This is a genomic window from Gardnerella sp. 2492 (assembly GCF_050320365.1).
Classification (GTDB): Bacteria; Actinomycetota; Actinomycetes; order Actinomycetales; family Bifidobacteriaceae; genus Bifidobacterium.
The window spans coordinates 535840-553566 of record NZ_CP186952.1 but is presented as its reverse complement, the minus strand read 5'-3'; the positions used below and the strand labels follow the sequence as shown (position 1 = coordinate 553566).

The 17727-nt window shown below is 39.5% G+C and carries 8 protein-coding genes; all 8 read left to right on the top strand.

The window, feature by feature from the left end; translation table 11 throughout:
- Positions 1-194: 194 nt before the first annotated feature.
- The 8 genes from ACPFYS_RS02060 to pepN all read left to right on the top strand — a co-directional run bounded on the left by ACPFYS_RS02060 (position 195) and on the right by pepN (position 17561).
- Positions 195-1028, top strand: coding sequence for a Pr6Pr family membrane protein (locus ACPFYS_RS02060; RefSeq protein ID WP_427877363.1), 834 nt, complete (start codon positions 195-197; stop codon positions 1026-1028).
- A gap of 153 nt (positions 1029-1181) precedes the next feature.
- Entirely contained in the window at positions 1182-5738 is a 4557-nt protein-coding gene (locus ACPFYS_RS02055) for a PD-(D/E)XK nuclease family protein (RefSeq protein ID WP_427877361.1), read from the top strand.
- A complete protein-coding gene (locus ACPFYS_RS02050) occupies positions 5735-10138 on the top strand; it encodes an ATP-dependent DNA helicase (protein ID WP_427877359.1) in 4404 nt (1467 codons plus the stop codon). The genes ACPFYS_RS02055 and ACPFYS_RS02050 overlap by 4 nt, the downstream gene beginning before the upstream one ends.
- 106 nt (positions 10139-10244) lie before the next feature.
- Positions 10245-10940 carry a GNAT family N-acetyltransferase gene (locus tag ACPFYS_RS02045; protein WP_427877357.1) on the top strand — a complete coding sequence of 232 codons (696 nt, stop codon included), beginning with the start codon at positions 10245-10247 and terminating at the stop codon, positions 10938-10940.
- A gap of 189 nt (positions 10941-11129) precedes the next feature.
- Positions 11130-12563 (top strand): MFS transporter, encoded by a 1434-nt coding sequence (locus ACPFYS_RS02040; protein WP_427877586.1) that lies wholly within the window; start codon positions 11130-11132, stop codon positions 12561-12563.
- A 91-nt stretch (positions 12564-12654) separates the two neighbouring features.
- Positions 12655-12804 (top strand): hypothetical protein, encoded by a 150-nt coding sequence (locus ACPFYS_RS02035; RefSeq protein WP_427877355.1) that lies wholly within the window; start codon positions 12655-12657, stop codon positions 12802-12804.
- Positions 12805-12894: 90 nt separating this feature from the next.
- Positions 12895-14832, top strand: coding sequence for a ribonuclease J (locus tag ACPFYS_RS02030; protein ID WP_427877584.1), 1938 nt, complete (start codon positions 12895-12897; stop codon positions 14830-14832).
- 113 nt (positions 14833-14945) lie between these two features.
- Positions 14946-17561 carry an aminopeptidase N gene (gene pepN, locus ACPFYS_RS02025; protein ID WP_427877353.1) on the top strand — a complete coding sequence of 872 codons (2616 nt, stop codon included), beginning with the start codon at positions 14946-14948 and terminating at the stop codon, positions 17559-17561.
- Positions 17562-17727: the final 166 nt, after the last annotated feature.

Below are 17727 nucleotides of genomic sequence, written 5' to 3'. Positions count from 1 at the left end.
TTTTTTTTATTATTTGCTTTTCTGTACAAAATTTTTGCTTTGTTTTTGCACTTTTATCCACTGCGTTGCTGTTAGTTATGCTATAAATATTGAATTATTGCATCCGCTAATTGTTTTGTCAGCTTTTAAAGTTGCATGATTTACTGTTTGCGGTTTGCTACATTACGGTGCGTGACGTTTGAAAGTGAGATTATATGAGCGCGGAAACCTACTTATCTGAAGATTCTAGTCAAGGTTTTTCTAATGATAATAATGTTGTTGCTGAAATAGTTAATGAGGATAGTAATTCGCAGCTAGTAACTTATAAAGAATATTATATTCGTAGTTTTGTGCGTATTTTTGCGATTCTTGCGAGCGTTTACGGAATGGTTATTTCTTGGGATGGCTGGATGGGTCTTACCTATTTTACGAAGCTTTCCAATGTAATGATTTGTGTTGCGCTTGCTGGATCACAATTTTTTGATACTCGTAGTGTTCTTAAAAGTCGCGCATTGAACGAGAAGCTAGGTTGGAAGGATAATAAATCTAACGCCTGGTATGTTTTTAAGTTCATGATGACTATTTCGATTACTGTAACCTTCTCCTTATATTTGTGCTTCCTTGCGCCTACAGATAAAGCAGGTTTCGTTCAAGCGTATATGCAATCTGGTGCTCATAGTTTATGCGTTCATTTTATAGCTCCTCTTCTTGCTATAGCAGATTTCTTACTTTTTGATTATCGTTTCCGCTCTAGTAAAACTCATGTTTACTATTCTGTAATTCCTCCTCTTTCTTACGTTGCGTATGTGGTTGCTTTAGCTCAAATATCCGGGGTTCGTTGGGGGGAGCATGCTATGCAAGCTCCGTATAATTTCTTAAATTACGGTTCTCCAGCTGGATGGTTTGGTTTTGCTCCGAGCACTGTAAATTCAACAACTGTAGGCGTCGGAGTAGCTTACTTGTTGGTGATTTTAACTTTGATTTTTGTTGTTTTAGGTAGAGTATTTCTTGCTCTTAAAGATTCTCGCGCCAAAAAGTGTGGTTGCTGAATTGTAATATTTGATTTGCCCTGCGTAAAAGTAAAATTATTCTACTTGCGCGGGGCTTTATATTATGGTTTCGTATGGTTTCGTATGGTTCCGTATGATTCAGTACGTTTTCCGTAGATGTTCTGCTAATGCTTTGTTGCTAGAATGATGAGTATGTGTGACGAAGATGCTCAATTGCAGGCGCTTTTTGATGGGGTTCTTAAACTACCTAATGGTGAAGCGACGAATACTTTGCTTGTGTTCGGCGCTCCGAATTACGGTAAAACTCGTTTTGCTTTCAAGGCGATGTTGTGCGCTTGCAAGCGTTGGCCTCGTCGAGTTAATGCGTTGAGTGTGCAGAATAGGGTTATTGCAGATCGTCTTTCTGACGATATTATTCGTGAGCTTGGTGTCACCGATAAAGCTAGGCCTGTTGGTACGCTTTCTGCTTTAGCGTTTTCGCTTATTAGTGCTAGAAGTCGTATGAATGGCTCGTATTTGCCTAAATTACTTAATGGTGCTGAGCAGGATGCTATTCTTCGCCAAGTTGTGAAATCTCATATTGATCATGTTTTACGTGGTGAAAATGGTGATTGTTCTGTATGCGATCTGTTACAGAACTATTTTTCTACTAAATCGTGGGTTGGTGTATTAACTGATTTAAATGATTTAACTGGTTTAACTGACAAATCGAATAGTGTTAAAAGCGCTGAGGAGGATAGTTTAAGTAGCATAAGTTCCGCTTTTATGCATCAACTTCGCGATATGCTTGCTAGATTAGATGAACTTGGTGTAAGCGATTCTGACGAGTCGAAAGTTTTTTCATACTTAGATAATGTTTCTAATGCTGGCAACAGTGGTACGAATATTGATACAAATATTGGTACAAATGATTCTCAAAGTAGTGAGATTGTATCTAGATGCAAAGTTCAATGGAATTTAGCTTTTGCTTTGCGAAAAGAATATAGGAATCTTGTTTCTGTTGAGTATCCGCATGATTTTCGTTTGGATTCTTCTAGTTTGCTTGTTGAGGGAGCGAATGCGGTAGAAGAACTAAAAAGTAGCATATCTTTTGATAATTATGATTGCCCTATACCAGAAGTTCTTATTGTTGACGATTTTCATGATGTAACTTTGGCTGGATTGTCGTTTATTGAAGCGCTTAGTAAGGCTGGTACTAAAATTGTGCTTCTTGCTAATCCGGATGAGTCAGTGCAATCTTTCCGCGGATCTTATCCTGATTATGTTATTTCTGCTGCGCGTTTAGAACCTCTTTGCGCTGCTGAAATAAAACTGACTGATAATAACGCTGATAATAACGCTGATAATGCTGTTAGCTCTTATTCTAAGATTTCAGCTCTTAATTTACTTTCTTCTCGCGTATCGTTTTCTATTTCTTCGCAACTTGATTCCTCTATTGCGCTTCCTAAGCGCCCGTGGAAACTAAAGCTTTTTGAGGGAGCATATCCTATAGAAGCTGTTACGAATATGGTTAGTTCTAATCCTAAAACTCCATATTTGTCTAAAGATAATAGTTTGACTGCATCTTTGTATCGTTCTACAAGCCAAGAATTAGATGCCATTGTGTGGGATATTAAGCAAAGTCATGTATCTAAACGCAGAGCGTGGTCTGATATGGCTCTTATAGCGCACGATAATTCTATAGTTCGTGCGTTTGGTGAGAGGCTAAAACAAGACGGTGTACCTGTACGATATTCTCTTGTAACAAAACCTTTGAGTGAAGAACCTTTTGTGCAAGGTCTTTTTGCGTTTATAGAGCTTGCGATTTTTGTAAGTCGTGGAAGTTCTTATATTTTCAAACAGATTGAAAATGGTAAAACTTTACAAAGCATAGCTTTATTTGTTAGAGAAAGACTTACTGCAATTGTAGATAGTCCTCTTGTTGCTTTATATCGTTATAGCGGAGAAACAGTAGAGTTTTTGCGCCCTGCTCGCATGAGTAGCGTTGAGTCTTGTTTGCGTTCTTTAGTTTCTCTGGCTTCAATGGTTGATGCTGATGTTGTAGATAGCAGTGTTAGTGGGGAAGTTGCTCCATTAAAAAGTGCTATCAAAGAATGGAATTTGTTTGTTGATAAAGTTTTGCATGAATCTAATATAAATTCGCAAAAAGCTCAGCAAATTAGTATTGATAATCGACTTTTTGACGCAAATCCAAATGAAGATAGTAAAAAATTTAGTCTCAATTCATGCTATTTACTGCTGCTACTTTCTGCTTGCAAAAATATTTTTGCAGACAGTTTAGAAACTTCTAATAATTCTTTTGCTGAGAAAGATGATTATAATACGATAATTTCTATTCTCGAGTCTATGGCACCTCACGATCCTCATGTGCTTGCATTTTCTAAAGTTTGGCAGAATATTTGTAAATTTGCTATAAAACTTAATTCTCACTCATATTTGCGGACTGCAAAATATGCTCTTTCTCAAGCTTGGCAGATGAGCGATGTTGCTTCTTTATGGCAAAAGCTTGCGTTGATTAACAATCGCGAAGGAAGATTAGCAAACGATAGACTTGATGCCGCAATGCGATTATTTGATTATGTGCAATCTTTTAGTAATTCCAATATAGAAGACTTTAGGGAAGAAAATTTAAGTACTTCCGGCAAAAATAGTGTAGATATTATTGATTTTATAGCTCAAGTGCGTGGTATGGAAATTGAGGCAGACTCTTTAGCTTCAGTAGCACCTGTTACAGATGCCGTCACTCTTACAACTCCTGCAGGAGCTGCTGGAAATCATTGGCCATTAGTGTGGATGCCTAGCGTAGAACAAAAAGTTTGGCCTAATTTAGCTTCACGCAGCACAATGTTTGGTGTAGAAATATTAACGCAAATTGTGCTAGAATCTCGTAATTCTTCAATAAACGGCTCTAAAAATAACAAAATTTCATTAAATATAAAAAATCTTTCCTATAACGATAAAGCTACTATTTTTGCAGCTGAACAGCGTAGCTTCTTAACAGCAGTTACTCGCGCAACTGAAACTCTTAATATAAGTGCTGTCAAAAGTGACGAGTGCGCTCCTAGTGATTTTCTTTATTCTTATCTACCGGAATGGTATTTCGAGGATGGGGAAGGTACTGAATTTACTCAAAGAGTAGAGCCTTTTGCTGGTATAGATATGGATGTTCGTGGACTTGTTGCTGCAGCTCGAGCTCGACTTGTTCGCGCAAGTAACGCAAGTAACGCAAGTAATATTAGCGAAGTTTCCAACGCTGCAGCAGATTCTCAAACTAATAAAAATTATGTAAATGATGCTTGTCAGGCTCTAAAATTATTGCGAGATCATGGAGTTTCTTGCGCAAACCCAGAACAATGGGATTTCATGCATGCAGATGGTGAATTTGCAGAAAATATTAATGTAGACTCAACTGCTGAAGATAATAATTCTACAGAAGTTAGTTTGTCTCCTTCTATGGTAGATAGTTTATGGGCTTGCCCTGTATGTGGTTTATTAGATAGAAAGTTTTCAGGGCCGCAATCAAGTAGTGTAGCTGCATCTTTCGGTACTCTAATTCACGAAACTGCTCGTTGGGCAAGTGAAGAAAAACACTTCGATATGAAGGAAGTTAAAAATGAAGAGTTTACGAATGATAAAAATGAATTATCGGAGCAATCTGTTTACTCTAGTCAAGTAAAACTCATTTCGTATGTTGCAAAACAAATGATTGAGTATTATCACAGTATTGCACCAGATTTTAGTGAAGTTCATAATCTTGAAGAACGTTATAAAGCAATTGAAAGAGAACATAATATTGATCGTGCAATATACGCTATAGCGCAGTATTTCGTGACTTCTAAAAACGCTTGCAACTATAATTTAGTAGCAAAAAAGTCAGAAACTGGTGTAGTGGAGTCTCTTAGCAAATCAAGTAAGAATTTAGAAAGCAGCATAGGAGACTTAGTAGAAGCGTATGTGGAATTACCTATAAGTGCTCACATAAGTTTAGATGACATAACTAAAGTTGTTAATGAAACTTTAAGTAACTCAAATAGTGCTGAGAACGCTGAAAAACTCAGCAAAAGTGAAGTTTTCTCTATAATGGGCGCACTAGTTGGTGGATGGCCTGACGGTGCTAAAGAAAATCTCAACATACATATTCATGGACGTATAGATCGTGAAGAATTAAGAAAATTAAACGATGGAACGAAAATTTTACGTCTTATAGACTATAAAACAGGAAAACCAATAAGCGCATCGGCTGTTTTTAATGATTTACAACTTGTATGCTACCAGCTTGCTTTAGCTTTTGCTGATGAAAATCCGCTTATAAATATGCCAAATCCTCCTAGAATCGCTAGAAGCGTACTTTTCCACGTAGTAGAAAAAGACTATCCAGCACAAGATCGAAATGTAGCAGAAAACATATATCAGCAACCTATTTTTAAAAATAACATGCTAAATACAGATCCTTTCGAACCGCGAATAAGTATAAAAGATATAAACAAGTTAAGTGATATAGATTGGGATGCTATTCGAGAAAATCCTGGCAATATTAGCGAAAAAGTTTGGAAAGCATTCTTATCGCTACCAACTTGCGCAAAATGGTCACTTGCTATGATTTCGAGAGTATTCTACGCTGCTGCAATTATTAAATCTCACAAAATCACAGCTAAACCAACTCCGCAACACATGCGCTACTGCAGAAATCGTAACGTATGCCCAGCATGCGCAGGACAAGTAGATACAGTATACGAGGTGCGAAAATGAAAGAAACTGCAAAAATAACAGGAATTACAAAAAACAAAATCACAGATAGTCCTGAACAGTCTGCAGCCATAGAAGCATCTCTTAAACAAAACATGCTAATCGTAGCAGGTGCTGGATCTGGAAAAACTTACACAATGACCAGAAGAGTTATAAATCTTATAGAAATGGGTGTAGCTCCAGAAAGTATTCTAGGATTAACATTTACTAACAAAGCAGCATCCGAACTACTTTCTAGAGTTTCAAATGCAGTAAACCAGCACAGAAATAATTCTTCAAATAATAATTCTATAAGTAACTTATTTATGAAACCTGAAGTTATGACATACGATGCGTTCTTCCAATCTATCGTACGCCAATACGGACTACTTGTAGGATTTGACCACAATACTCAACCATTAAGTGAAGCTGGCGCTCGCGAGCTTATAAAACCACTGATTGGAGATTACTTCCAAAAGCATCCTGAAGATATTCGCTGGTATAACTGGGATACTCTTATTAACGACGTGTTGGCACTATCTTCAGATATAGCTTGCTCAATGATTGGCGTAAATAGCAAAGGTGAATCTTTAGACAGTATTGCTAGCGCTGTTGATGAAGCAAAAAAGTGGAATACTGCATTTATAAATTGCTTATGTAAAGTCTTAAAAATAAAGCATGAAAATAATTCATCATACCAAAGTTTTAGTGATGCTACTCGAGAAAATAACGATATTGAGAAAGCTAAAAATATTGCAGAATTTGCTAAAAAACCAATCTGCAGACTTAGCCGCACAAAAAAAGATACTGACGAAACTTATAAAAATAAATGCTCAGAATATGCGAAAAAGTATGTAGATTATTTAAATAGTACTCTTCCTAACACGTATAACGAATCTTGCAAAAGCTTATACGAGTCTGCTGTAAAAAGAGATATTCTTCTAAATCTAGTGCTTGAATTTGATGCAGCAAAACAACGCGCAAATATGGCACAATTTAGCGATTTTACTATAGCTGCATACCGTTTAGTTACTCATTTTCCGTCAATTGCTGCGAATTATCGTCGTCAATATAAATATGTTCTTCTTGACGAGTATCAGGATACTTCAACAACACAAGCAATGCTTATAACTGCTTTGTTCCATAAACTAAATACTGAAAATACTGTGGAATCTGATACTCGCATAGCTGCAGTAGGAGATCCATTCCAAGCAATTTATTCGTTTAGAGGAGCTAGTTCTGGAGCTTTTCGAAAGTTTTATGATACTTTGAATCTTAATGAAGACTGTAAGTATTCGCTTACTGTTACAAGACGTAATGCAAAGATTATTTTAGCTGCAGCTAATTCTATTACTCACCCTCTTAGAATTCCGCCTGTACAGCATAGCAGTTCTCTTGCAAGTGAAGTTGCTGTAACTCGTCTTAATTCAGCAGAATCTTCCTCGTTAGGAATTTTGGGAGTTTTGAAACTGCCTACTCAATATCAAGAAATTGAATCTGTTGTGCGATTTGCAAAGTATGTTAAGAATACAAAACTGGCAGATAATGATCGTACTGATACAAAAAGTCCTCGCCTTGCAGTGCTTTTACGCAGCAAAACAAATATTTCTTTGTACGAGCAGGCTTTACAAAAAGCTGGTTTGCGCACAATTACAGTAGGATATTCTGCAATGTTGGAAAAGCCGGAAATTAAAGACGTTCTCGCTCTGCTAAAAGTCGTAGATGATCATAGTAAAACTTCAGAATTAATGCGTTTATGCGCTACTGCGCGTTTTTCTCTTAGCACAAGTGATTTAGAAGCGGCTGCTAATATTGCAACTGCAGCAAATACAGAGTATATTTTTCGCGCTTTAGTTCAGGCTGGTTTAGTAGACGCTAATATTCCTAAATCACAGTTCGCTAAAGTAGTTCGTGAAAAATCTCAGCAAGATCCTCAGGCAGCAAATATTCGAGGAGGAGTGTTCTTAGCTGACGTATTTATAAAAGCTTATGAGGAGAATGAGGAAAGATATGCTGGAATTAATGCAAGTGCAGGAGACTCTGTAGGATCTGCAGGTTCTGTAGACTCTTGTTTAGATTCTTTGCGTAATTGCATGAGTGAGCATGGTTTTGCTTCAGCATTGAGATTAGGTGGAATGATTAATGCTGTAGACTGTGCTCGTCACGACAGTTTGCACGAAATAATACGTGCCGCTGTTGAAACTTTGCAAATAGATATTGATGTTGCTGTAGCTAACGCGCTTAGCAACTCTGAGTCTACTAGCGATAGTCTGCTAGCAGATATGCGTTCTTCTTTTGACGCTTTACTTGCTTTATCTGACTCGTATGTGCAAGAAATGGGTGATTTTACTGCTCCAACTTTGCACGGTTTCATACAATGGCTAAACAGTTTAGGTTCTGTTAAAGATTCCCCAGTTTCTTTAGATGATCCAGCTGACGTAGTTCTTATGACAGTTCATCAGTCTAAGGGTTTGGAATGGCCGGCTGTGGCAATAGTCGGTCTTAATGACGGCGCGTTTCCAAGCTCTCAAGGAGATGAACTAAAGGTGAGTAGAAACGAGTCTGAAGGTAAATGCTCTTATAATGAAACCGCGTATGCTGCTATTTCTATAGCTTCTAAAGTTCCTGTACCGCTTAGAGTTGACGCAGATATACTTCCAAGATTTCCGCATAATGCAGATCTTGAAACAAGTATGAATCCGGAAATTTCTTTAGCGGATTTTAAGAGTGCTGAGCAATTTGATGAAGAAGTGTACGGCTCTAGAGCATCATATTTAGTTGATATTGCAAAAACTATATGCGATAAAGCTGGTATTGATGAGTCAGATCTTCCGGATGAAATAAAAGAAGTTTGTGAAAGTAAAAGAAACGGTTCTCTTCCTCTTTCTCAATCGCAAGAAAGAGGTCGTGCGCTGCATGCGGATGAGCGTCATCTTATGTATGTGGCTTTGACGCGCGCAAAATTTGCTGCTCTTCTTACTTGCAGTGCGAATACTTCGATGGCTTTAAATGATAAAGGTTCTACAAAAAAATCTTCAGTTTTTTGGGATGAAGTTTACGATTCTGCTGATAATGGCGACGTTAAGCAGGAACTTTTTTCGCAAAATAAAAAAGATTCTTGTGCAAAAATTACGATAGGTGATGATGGAGGCTATATACTTGGCGACTATTGTGATGATTTAGTTAAAATTTTATCTCAGCCTAGTAGTATTCCTGAAAAACTTGAAACAACTTCTCTCTCTTGGCCTAGTAGTATAAGTGACGGCATAAGAGAAGCGTTAAAAAGTTCCGCAAAGTGCGTTTTAGAAGGCAATGTTTTAGAAGGCAATCTTAACGAGCAGAATGTATTAAATGATAAATCTTCTTATAATAATCCGCTTTTAGGCGAATCTGAGTTAAATAACTCTCTACTTATTAGAGCAAAAGAACTTGCAGAAGATAACGATATAATGCCTAAAAATTGGAATAATAACGACTGGTTGCAGTCTAAAGTAGAAAAACTTAACGATTCTGGAAGATTGCCTGTTACTGCATTGCAAAGAAGAGTTGATTTGCATGCTGATAATAACAAATCTTTGCCTAAAAATCAGCTTCAAAATAACCAAAATATTAGATTGCGCAACGAGTGGATGGCTCTTATACGTCCAATTCCAAGAATTGTGTCGCCGGAGGCAGATTTGGGTACTCGTTTCCACGCTTGGGCGGAACAATTTGTTAAAGCAGGTTGTGTATTTGCTGAAAATTTTGAAACAAACAGTGAAGAAACTTATTCTTTGGGTTCTACTTGGAAAAATATTGTGCAAAGTGGGGTAGAGCTAAAAGAGCATACAGATTTACAAAAAAATATGATTAATGATCTTGATGTTGAAAAATCGTTATATGAAAGTCATTTAAATGATGATTTTGCTTTTGAAAACGATGAATCTTTGTCAAGAGCTGAGATTTCAGCCCAGAAAAAACTTCTTCTATGGGAGTCAAGACTGGTAAAATCGAGCTGGGCTTTTCGACGTCCGCTTTCTGCAGAACAACCAATTGTCGCTCATGTAAACGAATTAGGTAATCGCATTATTAACGGCAAAATAGACGCTGTATTTGCAGGAGGTCTAGATACCAAAGACAAAAGCAAACTCTATACAGTAGTTGATTGGAAAACTGGACATAAGCCTACTAAAGCAGATGATATAGAGCGTAAACTTGCGCAACTCGATTGGTATAGACTGTTGCTTTCTTTAATAACAAATGCACCTTTAGAAGCTATCGACGCTACGCTTTACTATGTGGACGTAGAGGATGAATCTGGGCGAGAAATACATGCTGAAGCAAAAAGTAGGGAAGAAATTCTTTCGCAGCTTCGCAATACTCCTGAATTTGCACTTAAAGATGATGAAGATAGTGAAGATAGTGAAGATGATGAAGTAAATTAAAACGAAAGTGCTGCTATTTGGCTAATTTTATACTATAAATGATTGCATTTGACGGAAAAATTACGTAATAATTGTATATATAGAGAAAAATCGAAGGAGGAATATCTTGGAAGTAACATTTAGGCCTGTAACTATAGAAGATATTGATTCAATATCTGAAGAGTATGAACGTACCTGGGGTATACCGGATATAGTTGGAAAAGAAGCGTCAAAAGAGCTTTCTAAACGTTTCGTAATGCACTATATGGAACCATCTACGCATGGAATTATCGCACAGTCTAACGGAAAATTTATGGGACTACTTTTTTCTCGAGTATTTGAAGACAAAGTACTTTTTCCACAATTGCGCGATATGATCAAAAAGCAAGATGAAATGATGTTGGAAAATCCAGATCCTAATTTTTCAAAAGCTTTACACGCTGCAAAATCCATGCGTGCTATAGAAACAAAACTAGAAGCTAAATCGCATATTAACGACTTAACTCAAGCAGAGTTAGAACTATTTATAGTTTCTCCAGAGTCTCGAGGACACGGTGTTGGTGGAAGATTATGGAAACAAACTATGCAAATGCTTCGCAGTAAAGGAGTTAACAGGTATTACTTGCATACGGATACTGCTTGTGATGTTAGTTTCTATGATTATCACGGATTGCGTAAAGATGCCGTATGGTGCAGAAAAGACAATGCAAATAAAGCTATTTACTCAAACTATAGTGACTCAAAATATTTAGTAGACGATTTGTTCATATACTCTGGTGAGCCTTTCTGTTCACGTACTAAGAGACATGAGCAGAACAAGTAACAAACGTATACGCTTAATTTTGCTGGATATAGTATATACAAAAACGATAGTTATTTATTAGAAATCGTAATAACTATTTATAAAATATACAGGTTCTGGTTAAAATAAGAAGATGCTCTAAATCGGTAAGATGCCGAAATTGAATGTGAAAATAGTTTTATAAGATTCTTTGTAAGGAAAGTGAGTAGTATGTTGTCGCCAGAAGCGAATAAGAAGTCAGCAGAATCAGAAAAAACTGCAGCTTCTGAACATACTGCAACTTCTGAACATACTGCAGCCAACAATTATAAAAGATTATTCGCATTTCGCGGAGCAAAAGCATTCTGTATTTCTGCTGCAATAGCACGTCTTCCTATGTCTATGATGGGTTTAGGTATTGTGCTTGCTTTAAACAGCTTATATAACAATTGGACTGTTGCAGGAGCGATGGCTGCAGCGTACGTGCTAGCACAGGCTGCAGTTACACCATTGTACGCAAAATTATTCGATCGTTTTGGACAGCGGAAAATTGGTGGCATAGCTTTAAGCTCACAGGTTGTAGCAATGTTAGCTTTTGCTTTTGCGGTACTTGCTCACGTGTCACTTCCTGTTTTGTTTGTGCTTGCAATAATCATGGGAATTACGCAGTTTGCTTTCGGAGCTTTAGTGCGAACTCGATGGGCGTACACGTTAAAATCTGAAAATGACGACACTTTGCTAAACGTGGCGTACGCTTTAGAGTCTGGAATTGACGAACTTGTGTTTATTTTCGGCCCTATTCTTGCAGCTTGGTTAGCTACTTCAGTACATCCAGTTTCGCAGCTTTTTGTGCCGATTTTAGCAAGCGGTTTAGGCGGAGCGTGGTTCTTCTCACTGAGAAATACGCAGCCGGCAGTGCTAACAGTTTTGCAAGTAGATTCTGCTTCCTCTAACGATGTTGACGTGCTTATAGCAGTACAAAAAGATAAGTCAGTAGAAGTAGATTCTAAAAAAGATGCGTCGTTTATTGACAAATTTACTCTAAAACGTCTGCGTAACCATAATAATAAAAAAACTAAAAACGTGCTTTTATACAGAGGCATTTTGCCGCTTGTTATTATGTTCGTAGTGTTTAATATGAGCTTTAGTGCATTCGACGTTTCTATTACTGCTACTATGAAATCTCAAAATTTGGAAAATCTCATAGGTTTGCAGCTGGCTTTATTTGCTTTTGGATCTCTTATAGGAGCAATAATTTTTGGTTCGCATAAGTTCCCTGGATCTAACTGGTCGCATCTTATAATTTTCTTAAGTTTGCTCACTTTAGGCTACATACTTATGAGCCTTAGTATTGATCACCTATTGTTCCTAAGCGTATTTGAAACTTTATCCGGCCTATGCGTTTCACCAATTTTTGCAACAGGAAATCTTATTGTAAAAGCAACAGTGCCAGAACAGTCGCTTACAGAAGGCTTATCTTGGCTTCCTACGGCTTCTGCTGTTGGAGCATCTTTAGGATCACTAGCTGCAGGCTCTGCAATAGACGCGTGGAATGTGCACGCTGGCATTATGGTGCCGTGGATTTCAACGTTGGCTGCAATTCCTATAGCAATATTAGGGTGGCTTATTGTAATGGTTTTTGTCAGTAAGCCAAGTCGCGTATAATAGAAAATAAGTGTTCGCAAAAATCGTAAGTTTTGCGGTGAGTGCTGCAAAATAGTACGTTGGTGCGATTTTGTGTAGAACAGAGGTGAATATGTGTGGAATGTTTGTGAATAATGCTGCTGCATTAGGCTTTGAGTTACCAGAAACTGGTGCTGCTGTTAAAGCATTTTTAATTTTTGCAATTGTTGTAGTAGTTATCGGTATTGGCATTAAAGTTTGGGATCATTTCCGTAAGCACTAAATTATGAGCATAACAGCGTTGAGTAAGTCTGACGATGCTAGTGATGCTCGTCACGATGGAAATTCGCAACGTGCTGAGTTAACAGACGACATGATTGCAGCCGTGCTAGATGCTGCGCTGCGTGAAGCAGGATTAGATGATGTCGCCGGCAGCTCTGTTGCGGCCAAATCCACCGGTAAATTTGTTAAAAAAACTATGAAGAAAGAATCTACAGAATCTGTGAAATCGACAACATCGCAACAGTCTTCTCAGTCTGCAAAAACTAAAAAATCTGCTGTAAAAACTGATACAAAATCTGCTAACGCGCTGCCGCCAGTAGTAAACGATCAGCGCGAAGGCGCACTTATTACGCCGCCAAAATATCGTAAAGGCTCCATGCGAATTGTGCCGCTTGGTGGACTTGGCGAAATTGGCCGTAATATGAACGTAATCGAGTATAACGGTCATATTCTGCTTATTGATTGCGGTGTACTATTCCCAGAAGAAGAACAGCCAGGCGTAGACCTGATTCTTCCAGATTTTCACTATATTCAAAATCGTCTTGACAAAGTAGAAGCTTTAGTTTTGACGCACGGTCATGAAGATCATATTGGCGGTGTTCCTTACCTTCTTAAAATGCGCCCGGATATTCCTCTGATTGGTTCTAAACTTACTCTTGCTTTCGTAGAAGCAAAGTGTAAAGAACACTATATAGAACCAAAAATGATTCGCGTAGAAGGTAGAGATAAGCTCAAAGTTGGCCCATTCAACCTTGAATTTATTACAGTTACGCACTCAATTCCAGACGCGCTCGCAGTTTGCGTAAAAACAGCTGCTGGAACTCTTATCGATACTGGAGATATTAAACTCGATCAGCTGCCGCTAGATCATAGAATTACGGATTTGGTAGAATTTGGCCGGTTGGGAGAGCAAGGTATTGATTTGCTTATGGCTGATTCTACAAACGCTGAAGTTCCAGGATTTGTAAAACCTGAAACTTCTATTGGTCCTGCTTTGGATCGCGCATTTGCTGAAGCTGCTCGTAAAATTATTGTTGCTAGCTTCTCAAGTCACGTACACCGTGTGCAACAAGTGGTTGATGCAGCGCACAAGTTTGGAAGAAAAGTCGTTTTTGTTGGTCGCTCGATGGTTCGTAACATGTCGATTGCGGCAGATTTAGGTTACTTGCATATTCCTGAAAATACAGTTGTGGACTTAAAGCAAGCTAAGGATATTCAAGACGACAAACTTGTGTACATGTGCACCGGTTCACAAGGCGAGCCGATGGCAGCTCTTGGACGTATTGCTGACGGAAATCACAGAGATATTACAGTTAATGAGTTTGATACTGTGATTTTAGCTAGCTCGCTTATACCAGGAAATGAGCATGAAGTTTATAAGGTTATTAATAAACTCGTGCAGCTTGGCGCGCGTGTAATAAATAAGGATAATGCTGCTATTCACGTGTCTGGTCACTGCAATGAGGGTGAACTTCTTTACTTGTATAACATTGTGAAACCAAAATGTGCTATGCCAATTCATGGCGAGCATCGTCACTTAGTTGCAAACGGCTTGATTGCAGTAAAAACTGGTGTTGATCCCAATAACGTTGTGCTTGCTGAAGATGGCGATGTGGTGGATTTGTATCACGGGAACGCTGCAGTGGTAGGCTCTGTGCCTTGCGGATACGTTTATGTTGATGGTGATTCCGTTGGTGAGCTTACAGACGAGGAACTTGAAAAGCGACGCATTTTGGGTACGGAAGGTTTCGTTTCCAGCTTTGTGGTTGTAAATACTAAAACAGCTGATGTTGTTTCTGGTCCGAAGATTTATCTTAATGCAGTTGCAGAAGACGAAAGTGATTTCGAAAAAGTTCGCTACCAAATAGTAGAGCAGTTGCGCGATGCTATGATGCACGGTGAGCGTGATACTTATAAGCTGCAGCAGGTTATGAGACGTACTTTGGGCAGTTGGATTGCTAGAACTTTGCGCAGGAAGCCAATGATAGTGCCAGTAGTAGCAGATATTTCAGAAAATAATCAAGAATAAAAATATAAGAAAAATATATAAAAATATATAAAAATATATAAAAATATATAAAAATATATAAAAATATATAAAAATATATAAAAATATATAAGAAAAATATAAGGAAGGTAGATATGCCAGGAGCAAATCTGACTCGCGTAGAAGCTCAAGAGCGTTTCGACGCTATCCAAATGCCAATTCACTACGATGTTGCACTCGATTTAGGAAAAGGCGGACGCGATTTTACTTCGCGCACGAAGATTGAGTTCGACGCTAAGGCTGGTAGTGCAAGCTTCCTTGATTTGATTGCAAATAGCGTAGAATCCGTGGTGTTAAACGGTACCGCTCTTGACGTTTCTAAAGTTTTTGCAGACAGCCGAATTGAGCTAGAAAATCTTCTTGAGCACAATACTGTAGAAGTTGTAGCAAACTGCCAGTATTCCAACACGGGCGAAGGTTTGCACAGAAGTGTTGATCCTTCTGACGGAAACGTTTATTTGTATACTCAGTTCGAAGTGCCGGATGCTCGCCGCGTTTATGCTGTGTTTGATCAGCCAGATTTGAAAGCTGTTTTTGACTTTAGCGTAGACGCTCCAGAAAGCTGGATCGTAACTTCCAACATGCCAGTTAAAAGCGAAACAGTGCTGGAAGGCCGCGAAACTGAAGCAGGCACTTTGGAAAATGGCGCTGTAGAAGGCATGAAGCGTTGGGTATTCGAGTCAACTCCAAAGATGAGCTCTTACTTAACTGCTATCTGCGCAGGCCCTTACGCGCAGTGGCACACAACTTACAACAACGAAGACGGTCGCGTAGTGCCAATGGCAATGTACTGCCGTCAGGCACTTAAAGACGCTTTTGCAAAAGACGTTGACTACTTGTTCGATATTACGAAGAAAGGTTTTGCTTTCTACGCTAAGACTTGGGGAGTGCCATATCCGTACGCAAAGTACGATCAGATTTACGTGCCAGAATACAACGCTGGAGCTATGGAAAACATTGGTATGGTTACAATTCGCGATCAGTACGTGTTTGAATCCAAAGTTACAGACGCTTATGCTGAGCGCCGCGTTGTAACAGTTTTGCACGAGCTTGCACACATGTGGTTCGGCGACTACGTGACCATGAAGTGGTGGAATGATTTGTGGCTTAACGAATCCTTCGCAGAATTCACTTCTACTCTTGCAACTGCTGAAGCAACCGAGTGGCATGACGCTTGGAGCACTTTCAATTCTGGCGAAAAAAGCTGGGCTCTTAATCAAGATCAGCTTCCAACAACGCACCCAATCGTGGCTCCAATCAACGATTTGAACGACACTTCCGTTAACTTCGACGGCATCACCTACGCAAAGGGCGCTTCCGTATTAAAGCAACTCGTAGCGTACGTTGGTCGCGAAAAGTTCTTTGAAGGAATCCACAACTATTTGAGTAAGCACGCATACAGCAACGCGACTTTGGCTGATTTGTTTCATGAGTTAGAACTTACAAGCGGACGCGATCTTAAGTCTTGGAGTGCTCAATGGCTTGAAAAGGCTGGAATTAACACGATTTCTACCGAAGTAGAAGAAGCAGCTGACGGTACTATTGCTTCCTTGCGTTTGCGTCAGAGCGCGCCGGCTGAGCATCCTGTTCTTCGCGCACACCGTTTGGCTGTTGGATTCTACAATGTAGATGAAGCAACTGGCGAAATTAAGCGCACGAAGCGAATCGAACTTGACGTTGACGGCGAAGTGACGGAAGTTGCGGAAGCTAGCGGCGAAAAAATGCCTGCGCTTATTCTCGTAAACGACGACGATTTGACTTATACAAAGTTACGTTTCGACGAAAAGTCGCTTGAATTTGCTGCAGAAAACTTGTATCGTTTCAAGGATTCTTTGACTCGCTCGCTTATTTGGCTCGCATTGTGGGATATGACTCGCGACGCAGAATTCCCAGCAGAACGTTTTGTGGAACTCAGCCTTAAAGCTTTGGCAACTGAGCGTGAATCAACTACTTTCCGCTATGCTCTTGGTCAAGTAAAGGTGACTGCAAGCCACTACGTGGTGCCTGAGCGTCAAGCAGAAGTCGCAAAGCATGTAGCTCACGAACTCTGGCAGTTGGCTTTGGCAGCTTCTGCAGGTTCCGACGAGCAGTTCCAGCTCGTTAAGGCTTATCTTGGATACGGCGAAGTTGGAGATGCTGAGTTCTTGCGCGTAGCTAACGGATTACTCGACGGTTCCGTGAGCTTAGAAGGCTTGGAAATCGACAATGACTTGCGCTGGAGCATTCTTATTGCGCTCGCAGGCGTGAACGCTTTGGATGAAGCTGGAATTGACGCTGAGCTAGCTAAGCGCGATACTACCGAGAATCGCGAATACGCTTACCAAGCTCGTGCGGCTCGCTCAACTGCAGAAGCTAAGGATTGGGCTTTCGAACAGGCTTTGCGCAATCTCGATTTGACTAATATGCAAATGGGTGCTGTGGTTGCTGGCTTTGCAAGCACTGCTAAAGGCGATTTGGTTAAGCCTTATGTTGAGCGCTACTTTGCTGAAGTTGAGTGGATTTGGAAGAATCGCACTTTCCACATGGCTGAGGCTTTGATTGAAGGCTTGTATCCAAATTATGCGGATGTAGACGAGTTAGTTGAGCGCGGACAGCTCTGGCTTGATGAGCATAAGGATGCGGATCAGGCTTTGCGTCGCATGGTGCTTGGCAGCCTTGATTCTTCGCGCCGCACGCTTAAGGTGCAGCATTACAACGCTTCCTTGCGCTAAATTCGGACACTCCTGCAGTACGCATTCTGCATTAGAGCCTGATTTTGCCTATCTTCAGACACTAGTGCAGATTGCGTTCTGCGTTAGGGTCTGATTTTGCTTGTTTTGGGACACTCGTGCAGTTTTATTTCTGCGCGAGTGTCTTTGTTTGGTGATTTAACTATCG